Raw genomic sequence first — 16,695 nt, forward strand, 5'->3', positions numbered from 1 at the left:
AGGCCCCGACCTGTCACGTACCCGCCTCACAGGGACCCGGACGCATCCATCTGCTTGGTCATCTTGCTTCGCTCCTCCGTGGTCAGTTCACCTGCCTGCTCGGCCGCGCCCGGACCGTTCCCAATGACACGAAGCCTGCCATTCGGATCGTACTGTCCGCTCTGACGCCCAGGACGTCGTCGTTCGTCACGCGGCTGATCGCCTTCATCCTGCGGGCCGCCAAAACCGATGAACTCGACGATAATGACCGACGGCTGGGCGTCAGCCGGACCTTGCCGCGGGACCGCAGCCTGTTGCGCCGCGGCTCCGGCGGTGCTGTTCGCCGCGAGCGCATTGCTCACATTCGGCGCCTCGATGATGGGAACGCCGGTGACGGTCCCTTGCGCCTGGATGTTGCCGGCATTGATGATCTGCAGCGCAGCCAGATTGACATTGTTGGCGCGGATGCCGGCTTCGCCCGCATCGATGGTGCCGAGCGGAGCAACCAGATTGACGTCGCTTGGCGGTACGTCCGGGAGAGACCTGATGGCGGCAATGCCCGCGCCGCTCGACGGCATCGGCGGAGAGATGGTCACGTTGCCGTAGCGGTCATAGCTGCGGAGCGGCGGCGTGAAGATCTGCGTCGTCTTGGAGCCGCGGCCGGCATTGATATCGCCTTCCGCCGACCAGATCAGGATATCGCCGCCGTATGTGGTCATGACGCGGGAGAGGCCCAACAGGACGCTGCCCTTTGAATACATCTGGATAGCGCTGTCGGCGCCCATCGTGATCAGACCGGCATTGGGGCCGGGAGCGATGCCTTCGACGCCGACCAGTGTCTGTCCGCCGGGCGTCAAGGTCTGGATCGCGCCGCCGAGTTCAGTGCGGATACCCGCATCCCGCAGGATCTGTGGCCCGGTCGGATTGTCCGGATTGGGCGTGAGCGAGCTGAACATCGTGATGTCGCCGTGATAGGCGATCGGCCGGCCTGCGGCGTCGTTGCCCGGAAACAGCGTGGCGATGGCCTCGCGGCCACGCACGTAGCTGCCGGCACGGCGACTGTCCTGATCGTTGTACTCCTTCCCGCTGATATCGAGCTCGGCGTAATAGACCTGCCGGACGAACACGCCTTGCTGTTCGGCAGGCAGCGCCACGAAGAACGCGAGCGCCTCCTCCTTGGTGCCGGTGAAGACATATTGCTTGCCATTGGCGACATAGGGGTGCTCGGGCGAGAACCGCTTCGTGAGCCAGGTGAACAGGTCGTCTTCATAGGTCTTGGCCACCTTGCCGGGCTGGTCGGCAAGCGGCCGCGCAGGATCGGCGAGATTTGCTGAGTCAAAATAGCGCTCGGCGAACCCGGAATAGTTCGGCCCGCTTGTGCCGACGCCCGCAGTGACCGTGATTCCGGCGCCGCCGCTGCGATTCTCCGCCGCCAGCGGATCGACGTCCGGAAGCATGCCGATGCTCACCAGCAGACCCTTGTCGGCCTGGTACACGTTGCGGCCGGCGGTGATGTCGAACTGTCCGGGTCCGGCGATGCCGTACTTGGCGTAATAGATGTCGCGGCCGGCCGAAATTACCGAAATATCGGTTTCATGGTTGTGCAGGATCAGACTGCCGGACGAGCGATCATTGGCTGCGTCGATGATGTCGCGGCCCGCCATGATGCGCACCGGCTTTGCCGCGACGTAGTATTTCGCGGACGAGACGTCATACGGATTAACCGTCGAAATTCCTCCGGTGGTGAGGCCAATAATGTCGCCATTTGCCGCATAGAAGCGCACGGGCTCGGGATCGGCGGCGTGCAATGTCGCGGTCGGCGTGTCCGCGATCGGCGTATCGAGAAAGAACGTGAATGGGCTGAGACTCCCAAAGGCGCCAGCGGTCAGTAGCGCCGGGGTGACGTTTGTGATCGGCTGGCCGGTGATGGGATCCGGTATCGGCTGACCAGGTGCGCCGGCGTAGAACGCCGGCTTGAATGGATTCGCAATCGAATTGGCATCGGCCCTGGCGCCGGAGATGCTGACGGAGAAGCCATTCGCGTAGATCGAGCCGCGTGCCAGCAATTCGAGCTGGCCAACCGGCGACGGCGCTAGTTCGAAACCCCGCAATGCGCCGTAGGCCGAAACTTCACCGGGAAGAAGGATATCGCCGCTCGCGGCAACAGCGCGGAAGGTGGGCGGGGCGTAGGTCGGATCCCAATTATATGCATTGCCAGTAAGGGGCGGTTGATAGTCGAACATCGGCATCAGATTGCCACCTGCCGCGAACAGGTCGATCGAGGTGGTCGGACGCCAGAGCGAGAACCACGAATTGCCGCCATGATCGTAGGGAATCTGCGTGCCATCCGCGGCGGTGTAGAGGAAAGGCGTGGTGTTTTGGACAGGTAGACGGCCGGGATCGGCGGTGCCGGCCAGAGCCAGATCGCCGCGGGTGGTCAGCGTCGCCGCCGCATCGCCAAGGACGACGAACAATCCGTCACTGTATCGCGTCTGGTAGGCGACCAGCGGATCGGGGGCGCGCGGATCCACGGTACTGGCCTCATACACAGGTGCGAGCGTGCCGATCGCGCCAGCCGCCAGATCAAGCTGCCCACGGAGATTCGTCAGCGTGGCGCCCGGTCCGTTGAAGGACATGCCGCCGTGCAGTATGCCGCCGATCTTGATGGTCAGGTCACCGCCGCCGGTGAGATCCAGCGTTCCGCCGGTGACCCGATCACCATCCATGGTGACCGATGTCACGCGTCCGGTTCCGCCGATTGCCACGTCGAGCGCCGTATTCGGCGGATAGAGACTCGTCAGGGCACCGATATCGCCACCGGCTGAAACGGTCACGTTACCGCCGCCAAGTGCGCCGAGGCCGCTGAAGCCGGTCAGCGTCCCCAACGTCTGGCTGCCATCGTTCGGGTTGACTCCGTTGGAGTAGAGTCCGAAGTTGATCCACCAGGCCGTCGCCTGGCCGGCGATGTCCCCGCCCTGCCGCCACAGCCAGTTGCCAACCGCATTGCTGGTGCCGAAGCTCAGGCCGGAAATATTGCCGCCGGCCGAGAGCAGCACGTTGCCGCCGTGATCTGGATAATAGGCCTGATAGAGCGTCCCGTCGGGCAGCGTTTTGCCATCGGCGCCGCGCGGAAGCTGGTATTTCGGATCGACCGCGGCAGCCTGAGTGCCGGCGGTGTAGACGCCATAGAGTGAGTATTGCGTGTAGTTGCCCCCCGCCAGCAATTCGAGATCACCCGTGCCGGTGCGCGGCACGCTGAAAATCGGCGACCCGAGCCTGAAACCTGGACCGCATATTTCAGGAGCATAGCTGCACCAGAAGACAGGATCGTCGCTGGGATCGACTCCCTGCGAGTTGCCCGGGAGAATGACGAGCCCGACAGCTCCCGAGTAATGGGTGTCGGCCAGGTTGATGTCTCCGCTGCGGCCCGGCTTCAACGTGCGGGTGTCAGCCGACCTGAGATCGGCGCCGGCTGCGAGCCGCATTGACCACGACAGTGATCCTGCGGAAAGCATGGGAGCGCTCCCCCAGACTTTACCCTGGCGTCCATCCGCTCCAGGCGCGCGCAGCGGAACAAATGGGTTGATGACGCGCTCGCCGCTTGGGTCGATCGTGACAAAACCGCCTTCGGAAATCTGAAGCAGTCCTGGAAGGACTGAGCCGGCGGGAATGGTTATATCCTGCGCGACTTTGATGGGAGTGATTTCAGTCAAGAACACACCCAAAGGAGCGCCTGCTGGCCAGAGCATCGCCTGGATTGGCACGACAACCGGCAGGAGAGTGCCGGCACTCAGTATTGTCCCGGCTGGAAGCTCGGTGCCGCCAGGGATGACCTGTCCTTTGGTAAAAGTCTGGCCGTCCGGGAGCCGAATCGTGGCTCTTGCAACAACGCCGCCAGCAGGAACGGTGACTGAATCGGCGAGCGTGACCTCCGTCGGGATCACCGCGCCCGCGACCACGGTCATGTTACCGAGCGGAATGGCGAAGTTCAGGGAATCGACGCCGCCGAGCATCGTTCCCGCCGCGATGGTCACGCTGACAGGGAGCTTGAGGTCGACACTGTTCGCATCCGTTCCCTGATAGCCCGGCCTCGTGAGATACCAGCCATTGTCGCCGTCGGGCGTTGCCACCGGCTTGCCGAAGCCGTCGGTGACGCTGCCGTAGATGTTGAGATCGCCGCCGGCGCGGATGACAATCGAGCCCGGTTCGCCTGCCCCATAGGTCGGCGACATCGGATTGCGATCCGCATTGGAGCCGTAGCGGTATCCGGCAAGGTCGATATCGCCCTGCACCGTCAGGTCGCCATCGTCGGTTGCGCTTCTGATCTCGACGCCGGGCCGCAGATGGAAGGCGTTTCCATATGCCTTGAGACCGGCGATCTTCGACTGCAGCGCGCCATTCAGCCAGGCCGCATCAATGAATGCGGTGCTGTCGGCATCGATGCCGTCAAGATAGTCCTGGGTGATGATCTGGTTCGGACGACCGCTGGCAGTGGGGTTGGGATCGAGAGGCGCATCGTTGTAGCTGCGGAATCCGTTCAGCGCGATGCTTTGCGCGCCGCGAATATCAAGCGGCCCTGCCGCGGAGACGGCAATGTCGTTGGCGCCGTCGCCCGTACCGTTCACGCCGCCGCGACGCGGCGCGTTCAAGATGATGCTGCCGCGCGCGACCGTGTCCGCCGAACGCACATCGATCGTGGCGCCCGCTGCAAGATCAAGCGTGCCCTGTGCCGTCGTCAACTCGACAACGGCGCGGTTCGACGCTTCGATCGGTTGGCCGTAGCTGTCGACGCGCAGCACCGTGCCATGCGCGTCGAGCATCGATCCCGAGGCCAGGGTCAGGTTGTCGCGTGCGGAAAGCCTGATGGTGCCGACCTCCGCGCCGCTGGCGTCGATGCGGCCCACCACGGTAAGGCTGCCGCCGTCGACCGAGATAGTGACCTCGCGCGCCTTCACCTCGTTGCCGATCGTGAGATCGCCCTGCTTGAGCACGAAGCTGCGCGCGCCGATGACGCCGCTCTCGGTCAGGCGCTGGTTGAGATCCACGAAGTCAGCCAACGTCTGGGCGCGAATGGCGATGCCGCCTTGATCGTACGGAACGATCGCACCCCCGCCCGCGTCATGGCCGCCGCTGCTGTCGCCCTTGATCAGGCCGGCCAGATCCACCCGCCCCGCCCCGGCGCCCAGCGCCTCCACCGTCACGGTGCCGGCATCGTTGTTCGCGGCCGAGATATCGATCGTCGACCCCACCTGCTGGACCACGTTGCCTTCCGTGCTGGTCAGGATCACGTCGCCGCCCCAGCTGTAGCGGGTCTGATCGATCAGCTGCACGGCACGGCCGGCGAGGTCGAGCTTCGATCCCGAGGCGAGCACGATGTCGCCGGTCGCATTCATGGTCAGCCGTCCGCTGGGCAGGCCGATGGTGGTGTCGAACTGCGTGATGCTCGCCGCGTTCAAGCGGATTTCGGCGCCGAGCGCATCCGTCGTGACAACCGCGGCGCCCGCCGGCGCGCGCATGGTGAGCGGGCCGCCCGCCGTGATGGTGGTGACGGAGCCGGCCTCACCTGTCAGTAGCGGCGTGATCAGGTTGAGGGCACCACCGCTATAGGCATAGCCCTTGCGTTCAACATAATCGCCCTGCGCCTGGTAGACCGATAGCGAGCCTTTGCCATTGGCGGTGATGCGATCGCTGGCGGCAAGATTGACGGTCGAGAAGCCGAGTGCCAGACGATCGAGCGTCGTGTCCTTGCGCTGTCGCTCCGTATCGCTGTAGCCGAATACAATGCGTTCGGCGTTGATGTTCAGCGCGCCGCTGCCGGTGCCGGGACCATTTTGCACAACGGCGCCGGGAGGCGCGCTGCCGAATTGGTCCGCTGGTCCCACGACGTTGCCGATCACGCCGTTCCAGTACAGCGTCTCGGTGGTGATTGTCGCAACATCCCCCGCATCACCATAACCGTAGATCGCCGGCGTGTTCAGCACGAGCTGACCCAGAGAAGATTTTCCAGTTGCCGGGTCGATCGTGCTCAGGCTCACCGTCCCAAAGAAATTGATCGAATTGGCGGCCCCCAATGTCAGACGCTCGAGCTTCGGCGCGCCGAGACTGGGATCGCCGGCCAGCAACATGTTCAGGACACTTTGATTCAGCAGAAAGCCGGTGGGAACGTTGGCATCAGCCAACGCGGCGGTCTCACCGATATTGATGGTAGGCACCGCGAGGGACAGGTACTTCGCGCCCAACCTGAAATTCGTGCCGAATTTCACCTCGCCTGGAGTCAGGAACGTAATTGTGCCGTCGGAGACGATGCGTGCGTCGCTGGAGCACGAACCGCTCGGACAAGCGCCGATTGTGATTCCGCCTGTCGCTGTCCCGCCACTCGCCGGAGGCAGGAAGTTGAGCCATCCGTTCGAGACTGCGACCATGGTGCCTGGGCTCGAATAGAGCAGGCCGTCGGATGAATCGAATGGCGGCTTGCCCATCCCGATGGTTTCGATCCGCGCACCAGCCTCGATATTGATCCGGCCACCATCGACGTCATCATATGGATTGTAGTCGGCGGCGATGAGGAATATTTCGGGCGCGCGCAGATAGGCGTCGGCGCGCACATTGATGATTTCCGTGCTGCCGCGGAAGTTTACGATCGACGAGGATCCACCGATCAACCACCTGCTGCCGCCGATCCAGAGCCGCCCCGCGTTGAGCGCATTAAGCTCGGACGCGCGCACCGAAACGCCATCAAATCCCGGCGTTGGCGCGGCGCCGAAAATCTCCAGCGGCGGACGCGTACCATCCGCAGAGGTGACGTCAACGGTCGCCGTCCCCCCTATTCCGCCTTCGGCGGGCTGAAACAGGGCGGTGCCGGCGAAGGTCAGCGCTTCGATGGCCCCGGCAGCGAGCAGCAGGTTGAGGGTCTTGGCGTCCGCCGGCAATGCCGGACGGGTCTGGCTGAGCGTCGCCGCCTTCTGGATCGCGAAGTCGCTGTAACTCATCTCATTGTATTGCGCATATTTGCGCACCGTCGTGCCGGGCATGATGATCGCCCGGACAGCAAGCGACGACTGGATCGACGTGTTGGCAATGCTGGTATTGGCATCCACGACATAGGAGCCATAGGAGCCGGGCTCTGTCTTGATCGCGCCGGAGAGCGGGGCCTTTGATGTGCCGCCGAGTTCGACACGGAAGGCGCCGGGCAACAGCGCATACTGCGAGGGCAGCAGGGTATAGGTGCCGGCGGGCAGGCCCGGAACGCCGGCCGGTATCGTGATCTGCTGGCCCGTGACCGGTGCAGCCCGACTGCTGGGATCGCTCGGCGCGTAGCTGCTCGCATAGCCGGGCATGATGGCATAGACAGCATTGCCGGAGGCACTGAAGGAATTAGCCGGATTGGCATTGGCCAAAGCCGTAGTCAGGATGTCGACCGAACCGCCACGGCCGGAGATGAACGCCGCGCCCGCAAGTTCGCCGCCGCCCGAGAGGTCGAGCGTCGCGCCCGCGTGCCCGACGACGGATTGCGCGTTGAACGTGATGCTGCCGCCGACCGGCGTATTGATCCCGCCATACGAAAATTCGCTGCCGTTGTACTTGTAGCTCACGCCGTCCGTCGTGCCGCCAAAAGGAAGCAGCAGCCCGGCGGCGCTCACCGAGGTGATGCTTCCAGGAAGCAGATTTACTGCGCCGGTCGTGCTGATGGTGCCGAAGCTGTTGCTGTCGGCACCAAGGACGATGTCGCCGAGCGGCGCGCGGATGACGCCACCCTGGTCGATAACGGTGGCATAGAGCGACAAGCTGCCGAAGGCCGAGAACGGCGTCTGCGGCAATGCATCGTCGATGCGTTTGATGGAGAGTCTGGCGTCGGGCAGCGAAGGATCGAAAGCAGCGTAGACCTCGGCCTGGGCGCCAGTAGTTGGATAGAGCTGGGCCGCCGTGAGCGTGAGGTTGCCGGGCGTCCGCAGTGTCGTACGCGTCCCTGAGGGGAAGGTGCTGGTCTGCGCAGTATTGCGCACAAACCGAATGTCGCCACGGCTGGTGAGATCGATGTCCCTGAAACCAGCCATGTCGTACAACACCTGCGCGCCGCTGTTCGACTCGATTTTACCGCTCGCCCCGAACTGGACGTAGTTCTGGATGTCGATCAAATCGGCCGAGACCGTGAGCTTTGCGGTCGTTGCCTGCGAGGAGGGTGACGATATGGAAAAGCTGGACCCGGGCAGACCGGTCGTAAAAGCATACCCGCGCAGTAGAACGTAGGGGGCCGTCAGCGCCACGCTGCTGGCGGTGTCGCTGCTCGTCAGCACGCCTCGGTCGAAAACGATGCTGCGTCCCAGATTGAGCGATACTGGACCGTCGAACACGAATGCGGTCGATGACCACAGGGAAAGACTGTCGAAACCGCCGGCCTCGACCTGTTTGGCGCTGATCCGCGCCACCCCATAGCCCAGCGTAGGATCGGCTTCTCCAGGCTTGAGATCGGCGCGCATGCCGCTCGGCACGTAGTCCTGAGTGATGATCAGACGACGCGGTACGAGTTGGACATCCGACGGGTCCCAATCGGCCCCCGCCGGCTTTTCACCGAGCAACAGCGACAGTGTGCCGCCGGAGGCGCCCGCTCCGCCCGTCGCCGCACGCACCGTGCCGTCCAGAAAGATTCCGTGCCGGGACGCGAGCGCGATGCTGCCGCCATTGCTCGCCACCGCGGTCGGGGCACCTCCGACCGCGCCGTATGGTGCGATCACTGCACTCGCACCGGAAGCATCGAGCACGGCTCCCGGCCGGACCACGACGAAACCATTGTTATCGACTTGACCGTTGGAGTCGAACCTGACGCCGATCGCAATCGAACCGCCGTCGGAAACGACACCATAGGGCCGGCCCTGGCGATCCACGGCCGTCACCGACCGCCCCGCCACATCGAGAACAGCGTTGTCGCCGATCCAGATCGACTGGCCCGGGATGCCGGTCTGAGACTGCAAGGTGAGATCGATCGTGATCGCCCCGCCCGGCGCCGAGATCATGCCGTCCACGGTGACCTGGCCCGTGCTCGCGATGCCGACCGACTGGCCCGGATCCACACGCAAGGCCGCACCCGTGTCGATCAGGATCCCGGATCCGCTCGCCGTGTTGGGATCCGTGGTCAGCTTGAGGCTGGCGCCGGCGCGCTGCGTAAGCTGCCCAGTGCTGACATTTTCCTGGTAGAGCGGCGGTGTCCAGACTTCGAGCGCGGTGGCCGGGTCACTGCCGGTCGGCACCGTATAGCTTGCCGCGGTCGTCCGGTAGACCGGCATCGTCACATCGACCTGGGTATTCTTGCTGACCACGACGCCGACCTGGCTCGAAATGTCGTAATTCGAAAACCCGCTCTTGAAGATGCCGGGGTCGAGATTGAGCGGTGGCTTGATGGCAACGGTCTGCGCGAGGACGGTTCCGGCGGGAATCCGCGTCCCTGTCGGCACGCTCAACTCCTTTGCAGCAGTAGATCCTGCTGCATAAGTCACAGTGGTCGGCGTGACGGCCAATCCATTTGGAAAGGCGTCGGCCGGAACAACATAGCCCGCGGTGAGGTCCCCGGCTGATCCCAGCAGTTGCGTGCCCGCGGGTACCTGGGTGCCCGGAGAGTAATAAGTGAAGTTACTGTCGTATACGTAGGCCAGGCTGTCAGGCACCTGCCAATTTGCGCCGACGGTTACGCCCCTGGAGAAGTCGGGCATCAGATCCATTTGCAGCGCTTCGCCAGGAAGCGCCTTCCTGACAGTCATGCTGTAAGTGAACGGGATCTGCGTCCCCGCCGGAATGACCAGGGCGGAATCCAGAAACAGAACTGTCGTCGTAGCCTGTCCGGCGGGGAGCAAACCATCCGCGAGCAACGGCAGGTCGGAAATATTGATGGCGCTGCCGCTGCTGATGGTCAGCGTGCCGCCCTTTGTCATTCCGTGCGATCGAACGGTGCCTTCGAGCACCAGCGGATCGCCTGGAAGAAGATCGAACCCGTTCGCCACATCCGCGATCAGGGTGATGTTTCCACCCTTGCCGCCTGTGATCTTGCCATTGATGAGGATGGCGCCGCCGGAAGACGCATCGATCAGGCTGCCCGCGGAGAGCTTCACGGATTGGGGCGAGTTCAGCGAGACATTGCCGCCGCCGACAAAAGCGAGACCGGACAGATTGCCGCGATCAAGGAGTGCATTGGTCCACAGCCCGCGCGTATCGATCACGGCGCCCGGGTTCAGCCGCACGCCCAGCATGCCGTCGATGGTCGGCAGCGTCCCGGTGCCGACGTCGACGACATTGCTGAAGGACACATTGCCGCTGCGCACGGTGACGGTGCTGTTGACATCGATAACCGGTGCGGCAGCGGTGATCTGACCGCCCGGCGCCAGTATCAGCGGAGCGTCGATGGCGACATGCCCGCCGGTCGTCACCGTCAAGCCGCCCAATCCGAAGCTGTTGAGCTGCCTGGTATCGAACCACGCGGTATTGGCGCGGTCCTCAGGCACCGACCCGTTCGGCGACAGCGCGTTCGCGAGCGAGGGAACATGATCGTCAAATTTGACATCGGTGACAAAACCGAGCGGCGCGCCTGGGCTCTGGCCAGGCTTGCCGTAATCCCCAAGCGCGAGCGTTCCCGCTTGCGCTACCGTGTTCTGGCCCAGCTTGTAGCCGTCGGTGGCGCCGGAAGGCCGCTTCCCGCTTTGGCGCTCACCCTTGACGATGTCAGCGAGGATGGTGCCTTCGAAGATCGACGTCGGCGTCGAAAGAATGAGCTGGCCGGCGTCGCGGCCGACCGTATAGCCATCCTCCCAGCGCTGGCTCACGCGTCCCCTGCCGAACGGTGATGCCCAAATCTCGGTCAGCGCATCGTCAACCTTGTCTTGGATATAATGCTTGCGCACAAAGCTCCCGCCGAGCGCCGTGAACTGCATATCGGCGCGCGCATTGTTGATGTTGTAGGTCCGGCCGTCCGCACCAACGAAATTGCTGGTCTTGATATAGCCGCCCTCATAAGTGACGGAGCCGCCGGAGATGTTGAAGATCGAGCCCGGCTGCGCGACGACGTCCCGTGCCGACAAGGTGATGGTGCCGCCGACGGCAGTCCATTCGCCAATCTTGTGCGCGGTATTGCTGAGATAACCGGAGACCTCCAGCAGTCCGCCGGGGGTGTAGTAGCGGTCCGATGCATAACCGCCGGTTCCGGCGGGCACCAGGACGAGATCGCGCAGATCAATCCAGACATCCGCGTTCTTCAGATAGCTCTGATCCCGATTGGCCGGACTGTCGCGCAGTTCGTTGCCCTGGATATTGACCTCGATGTTGTTGGCCGACATTGGCAGTAGCACACCGCGGGTGCCGGAGACATCGATGGTGGCGCCGCTTCCGGTAAAGACGCGACCGATCGCCGAAACCGCCACCTGCCCGCCCTGGGCCTGCGTGATCGAGCCGCCTCTGAAGACCACGTCGCCGCCGGTCACGATCTCGATACGCGACTGGTCCAGGCGATCCGGCAGCTTGGAGAGATTGTCGAACTGCGGATCATAGCCGACAGGGCGCACTGCCGTGACGAACGCATCGCGTTGGCTGTTGAGCGCGGTCGCGTCGCTGTCGAGCTCGGGCAGGATGGTGGTCAGGCTGTTGGCACCGAGCGTGACGCTCCCGTTGGTATCGGAGACGGCGTTCAGAAGATGAATCGTGCCGCGCGTGTTGACGGAGGTGGTCGACACGAGGGCGCCGTCTTGCACGATGGCGCGCCCGGCAAGCGTGATGTCGCCCTGCTGGCTGTAGATCAAGCCGGAATTGGTGACCGCGCCACTGAGACTGTCCGCACGCAAGAGCGGCACAATCTCATGGCCGCGCGTCGTCGAAGCCTGGTTGGCGGCGGTGCCATAGCCCGCGCGCAGGAGAAAATCGTCGCCTGCCCCCAGTATCACCTGTCCCTGCGGCGACGAGATCCGGCCGGCATTCTCCACAGCCGCACCCAATAGCAGCACGAAGCCGCCGCCGGTCGTGTTCTTGGCTGGCGGCTTGGTCTCGATGAGAGCGCCGGGCTCGACCTTCACCTCACCGCCCGCATCCGTGAAGCTCGGGTAATAGGTGCCGTTCTCGTAGCGCGAATAGATGCCGTTGTTGAGGAATTGCTCGTTCGAGAGCTTCGCCGTCGACGCAACCAGCGCACCGACATTCACCTGGGACGCGCCGCCGAAGATGATGCCGTTCTGGTTGATGACGTAGACCGAGCCGTCGGCCTTGATGCTGCCGAGAATCTGGCTCGGCCTGGCATCCGCGCCGAGCACACGGTTCAGCGCGACCCAATTGCGGTTGCCCTGCTGGTCGAAACGAAGGTCTGTTCTGGCGCCGACGTTGAAGGTATCCCAGCTCAGGATCGCCTTCTGCTCGCGTTGCCTGATGTCGACGCTGACGCGATCACCATCCGCACGCTCGGTCGGGAGGTCGGCTCCCTTCCAAAGGTTCTGGTTCACGCTCCCATTGGGGCCGATAACCCCGCTGCCAATCTGCAAACCGCCCGGCCTGAGCCCGTTGGGAACAACATTCGCCTGCTGCGCCGCCCGGGCGGCATCGCGCGCGGCTTGCTGGACCGCCTGCTGCGCCTGGAGCGCAAGCGTCGCGCGTCGCAGTGAATCGTTCGCGGCCATGGCGGCGCGCGCCGCCTCCTCTGCGGCTGACTGCGCCGCTGCGACCGCCGCAGCCGACGCTGTCGGCGCGGATCCGCCCAGGGGGCGGGCCATTGCCTCGGACGCAGACAGAAACAGCGCCGCAGCGCTCACGCCCGCAAGGAGGATGGAGCGGCGCCGATCCCGGTGCGCGGTGGTGGTGGAACTGACATCACTTTGCACCGGCATCGAAGGGCTCCTACGGACAAGGCTGCGCTTCCAGCGTCACAGCGGTATGTCGCAGCGATGCCGGAACTGAAAAGGCTCTCACCGGTAAGACAGGTTCTGCGGCGACGTTGAGCACGCCCGCGCGCACTATTTTTTCAGGAATTTTGAATCGTGTAGCCGAAGCTCAGCTAAGGACCACGATTCCGCCGGGGAAGCGCTGAAGCTTCGCGTTAAACGCGTACTCGAGCTGCTCCAGCACCATGTTTATCTGATCGATACGAAAACGACCGCTGAGCTGCTTCTGCCCGAGCGTTTGGTTCATCAAGATGATCCTGCCGGGCCGGTATCGGTTGATTTCCTCGATCGCCTCGACGAGTGGGGTCCCGCGAAACTCGACGATACCCCGCTGCCATTCCGATGCAACAACCGGATCGATTGCGATGATCGGGCTCAGTCCTCTCGAACCGTAGTGAACGCGCTCTCCAGCCTTGAGACCGGCGACCTCCGCCCCATGCGCAATCCGCGCCGCGCCCTCGAAACAGGTGACGCTGACCGAGGCCTGTTCGCTGCCTTTGGTGTAGCGGACATCGAACTTTCCAGCGTTCGCGACGGTCTCACCGCCTGCCGCAAAAACCCCCAATGATCGTTTTGCCCGTGCCGGAACAACGAAAGAGGCCTCTCCCAGGATCAGCTCAACACGGTCCATCGCGCCGGCTGCGGATCGAATTGCCAGGCTGGTCTGCGTGTTGAGGTTGATAGCGATGTCGCCTGCGAACGTCACGCTGCTCTGTTCGCCGGTGCTTGTGTGGTAGTCGGCCTTCAGTTCGGCCAACGAGGGCCAGAGCCCAAGTGGCGGGTTGACGGCGCCGTATGCTGTTGCCGCGGCAATCGCGGCCACACCGCCGCCCACCACGAGGCGGCGGCTGAGTGTCTTGCGCTGTTGGCGGAGAGCATCGAGTTCGGCGAAGATATCATGATCGGCGCCTTGCAGCATACGCGCCGCAGCACCCGCGCTGCTCCACGCGCGACTGGCCTCGACAAAGGCGGCCTCACGCGCAGGGCTTTGTGCGCGCCATCGCGCCAGTGCATCCACGTCCTCACGCGTCGCTTCGCCGGACGCAAGCTTCTGCACCCACGCGATGGCCTCGTCCTCGATGACATTCAGGCCGGAGCCCAAATGACGGGCGTTGCTCATACCAGCTGCGCGTCCCTTGATATCGATGTCGCCATGTCCGCTTTCCAAACTGCGGACGACCTCACTCCTAAGACGATTCGCCGGTGACAAATGCGCACACTTTTGTTTGAGCATGATCTCTGCGCAAACGCGTTCGCGTTTGTCGCGACGGAAAACCGGTTCCCACTTTTCCGGATCATGCTCTAGCCCTTCATTTCCTTGAGGCGCTCGACAAACGCCTTGTGAGCCAGGAGGAGCTCCTTCGCCACCAGCCGCCGTGACACGCCAAGACGGTCGGCGATGACCTGACGGGGAATATTGTGCAGTCGTGCCGCCAGAAAGATCGTACGCCTGCGCGCAGGAAGTTGCGCCAGCATGGCCTTGAACGCCTCGAGCTCGGATCTCGCAAGCACAATCTGCTCTGGCGTCGGCGCTTCGTCCGCCATGTCAAGCAGGCTGTCGATCTCGGCCACGGACAGGTGGCGTCCGTCGTTGCGGCGGCGGTCGGCGGCGGCATTCAAGGCTGCACGGAAAAGGTAGCTTTGCTGGCTTTGGACGACTCCGATCGATTCCGTCTGCGCGAGGCGCAGCCAGGTATCGTGCATTGCGTCGCCAGCGAGGTCGGCCGAACCCAGATATCTGGTCAAGCGCTCCTTCAGATCCTCATAGCGTTCGACGAACAAGCGACGGATTCCCGCCAGGGCCTGGTCGCTCATCGCGTCTCTCCACCGGGACGCGCAGCAGTGTCAGCGGAGGCACAGCCCGGTGTAACGCCAGGCGCTTGCGGCACGAGAACAATCAATATGGGCTGCGCGAAATCTGCCGGCGGCGGCTCCCGCAGTCTCACCGACGCGAGGGTTGCGTCAATCTGCTGATCGATATTGCCGCTGCCGGCGGAGCCGACGCGCCGAGATTTCTCGATTCTACCCGTCGAGCCGATCCAGAGCGCCAGCACGATCCGGTAATGGCCAGGACGGGTGACCGCCGACTGACAAAGCGCGTCCAGCACGGTCTCCTGAATCAGACCATAATAACGTCGGTGTGCCGCTGATGGCTCTTGGGTTGTTGCTTGCCGCGCGCTGGGTGACGTGGGCAGCACGACGAACGCATTCTCGGAAAGGAACCGTGCGGAGAGATTAGTCCCGGCGAGGAGCCGCTGCAGCGCCTCATTGGGTGTCAACACGCCCAGCACTTCACCCGAGACCTTGCCCGAAGCAAGGCTCGTATCGTAGAGGGCCTCGCGGCCCGTCAGGTCGCCATAGCGATTGAGTGCGGCGCTCAGGGACTGTGAAGGGATATCGAACTTGATTGCCGTGCTCGCGGACGGCATTTGGGCAAACAGATGTCCTGTCGTGGCGATAACGCCGGCGAGCGTCAGAGGGGTGGCCCACAGCAGGAACCTTGCTCTACCCGAAGCACCTGCCGCGCATCCGAGGCGATGAGGTCCAGTTGCAGCTTTGTCCTGCGAACGCATCACCACTGTCCGACCGCGCAATGGATCAGGACTGCGGTGTCGGCTTCCAGGAACTCCACGATCTGCTCGTTGACGGTAATCTCAGGCGTCAGCCTGCATCCCAGCCGACGGCCTCAATGAGTATTCACGCAATATTACGGTTTCACGACGCCGCCCGTTTCCGGCTTCATGGCGCCCCGCCGGGGGCAATTCGCCCCTCCAAGTTGGGCCAATTATAAAGACGCGGCGGAATCGCTCCCGCCGCGCCCGATTCTCGTGCTCGCTGGTCCAGGGCTGAGAGCGCCCCGATGCCAAGCTTTGGACTGCTTAGCGGGCGATCCCAGCGAGGTGACAGCGCTTGAGATAAGACACTGGATCACCTCCTTTCTTTGTTGATGGGACACGCAATATAGGCAGCCACCTCGCGCCTGTTAAGGCCCGAAGGCGGATCGGCTGGAACCCGGCTGTTCGTAACGGCTCAGGGCGGTTGAGGCTGCCCTCCTGGCATGATAGTGGATCATCCCTACGCGGGTGTAGCTCAATGGTAGAGCAGCAGCCTTCCAAGCTGAATACGAGGGTTCGATTCCCTTCACCCGCTCCAATGTTTTCAGTCACTTACGACACTCCCAATTTCTCATTCGGACAAGCTGGCTGATGCTCATTCGGACAAATGTCCGGCTTTCGTTCGCACGGCGCGTCGCTTCTTGGTGCCGGTGGCGATCTGCGTCGTGGTGCGCTTGACGTACTTCGGCAACACCTTGACCGTGGTATGCCTGCTCTGCGCCAAGATCTCGCGATCGGTCAGTTCGGCGTCGCCGGTCTCGGTTAGGCCACCGTGCCTGAACGAGGCGAATGATAGCTCGTCGCGCAGATTGGCGGCCCGGATGACCTCTTTCACCTTTCGGCTCATGTGCGTGAAGTCCGGCATGTCAGGCAGTCCCGCCGCAGCATGAGGCCGCCGATGCGGTCGCGCTTGATAGCGTCGAGTTCGCTCATCAGTTCCGGATAGAGGGCGACACCGGCGTCATCGAGCAAAGGAACCCAGCTTTCCGCGTTCGTCTTTTCATCGATCACGCGCACCATGTTGGGGTGTTCCTTCGGCCGGTAGTGCGTAAGCGGTAAGAGCTCCCACGTTCGCAGTGATCAGCGGGCGCGTGCGTAGCGGATCGGCATCCAGTATTGGCGCAGCGCCTCGACGGCCGCTGGGATATCGAGGTGGGCATTGCGAAGAAAGTCCTCGGTCTCGCGGCCGCTTCGCGGCG

6 protein-coding genes and 1 tRNA gene are annotated in these 16,695 nt (G+C 63.5%); 1 reads left to right on the forward strand and 6 read right to left on the reverse strand.

What is annotated here, in order from left to right:
- Positions 1-26 precede the first annotated feature (26 nt).
- The 4 genes from ACZYOF_RS25855 to ACZYOF_RS25870 all read right to left on the reverse strand — a co-directional run bounded on the left by ACZYOF_RS25855 (position 27) and on the right by ACZYOF_RS25870 (position 15,454).
- Positions 27-12,827 (reverse strand): filamentous haemagglutinin family protein, encoded by a 12,801-nt coding sequence (locus tag ACZYOF_RS25855; RefSeq protein WP_463717542.1) that lies wholly within the window; start codon positions 12,825-12,827, stop codon positions 27-29.
- Between the two features lie 163 nt (positions 12,828-12,990).
- Positions 12,991-14,115 carry a FecR family protein gene (locus ACZYOF_RS25860; RefSeq protein ID WP_463717543.1) on the reverse strand — a complete coding sequence of 375 codons (1,125 nt, stop codon included), beginning with the start codon at positions 14,113-14,115 and terminating at the stop codon, positions 12,991-12,993.
- 68 nt (positions 14,116-14,183) lie between these two features.
- A complete protein-coding gene (locus ACZYOF_RS25865) occupies positions 14,184-14,696 on the reverse strand; it encodes an RNA polymerase sigma factor (protein ID WP_463717544.1) in 513 nt (170 codons plus the stop codon).
- Positions 14,693-15,454, reverse strand: coding sequence for an STN domain-containing protein (locus ACZYOF_RS25870; RefSeq protein WP_463717545.1), 762 nt, complete (start codon positions 15,452-15,454; stop codon positions 14,693-14,695). The genes ACZYOF_RS25865 and ACZYOF_RS25870 overlap by 4 nt, the downstream gene beginning before the upstream one ends.
- A 506-nt stretch (positions 15,455-15,960) precedes the next feature.
- Here ACZYOF_RS25870 and ACZYOF_RS25875 point away from each other — a divergent pair.
- Positions 15,961-16,034: transfer RNA gene (locus tag ACZYOF_RS25875), tRNA-Gly, on the forward strand.
- A gap of 57 nt (positions 16,035-16,091) precedes the next feature.
- On the opposite strand, the gene ACZYOF_RS25880 is transcribed toward ACZYOF_RS25875, so the two are convergent.
- Positions 16,092-16,331, reverse strand: coding sequence for a hypothetical protein (locus tag ACZYOF_RS25880; protein ID WP_463717546.1), 240 nt, complete (start codon positions 16,329-16,331; stop codon positions 16,092-16,094).
- A gap of 8 nt (positions 16,332-16,339) precedes the next feature.
- A complete protein-coding gene (locus tag ACZYOF_RS25885; protein ID WP_463717547.1) occupies positions 16,340-16,516 on the reverse strand; it encodes a hypothetical protein in 177 nt (58 codons plus the stop codon).
- Positions 16,517-16,695: the final 179 nt, after the last annotated feature.

The organism is Bradyrhizobium sp. LeoA1Lang (genome assembly GCF_055413685.1).

What these genes read in the sequence shown, in the direction of transcription:
- ACZYOF_RS25855 (WP_463717542.1), bottom strand. Translation starts at nt 12,827, where the DNA reads ATGCCGGTGCAAAGTGATGTCAGTTCCACCACCACCGCGCACCGGGAT.
- ACZYOF_RS25860 (WP_463717543.1), bottom strand. Translation starts at nt 14,115, where the DNA reads ATGCTCAAACAAAAGTGTGCGCATTTGTCACCGGCGAATCGTCTTAGG.
- ACZYOF_RS25865 (WP_463717544.1), bottom strand. Translation starts at nt 14,696, where the DNA reads ATGAGCGACCAGGCCCTGGCGGGAATCCGTCGCTTGTTCGTCGAACGC.
- ACZYOF_RS25870 (WP_463717545.1), bottom strand. Translation starts at nt 15,454, where the DNA reads ATGCGTTCGCAGGACAAAGCTGCAACTGGACCTCATCGCCTCGGATGC.
- ACZYOF_RS25885 (WP_463717547.1), bottom strand. Translation starts at nt 16,516, where the DNA reads ATGGTGCGCGTGATCGATGAAAAGACGAACGCGGAAAGCTGGGTTCCT.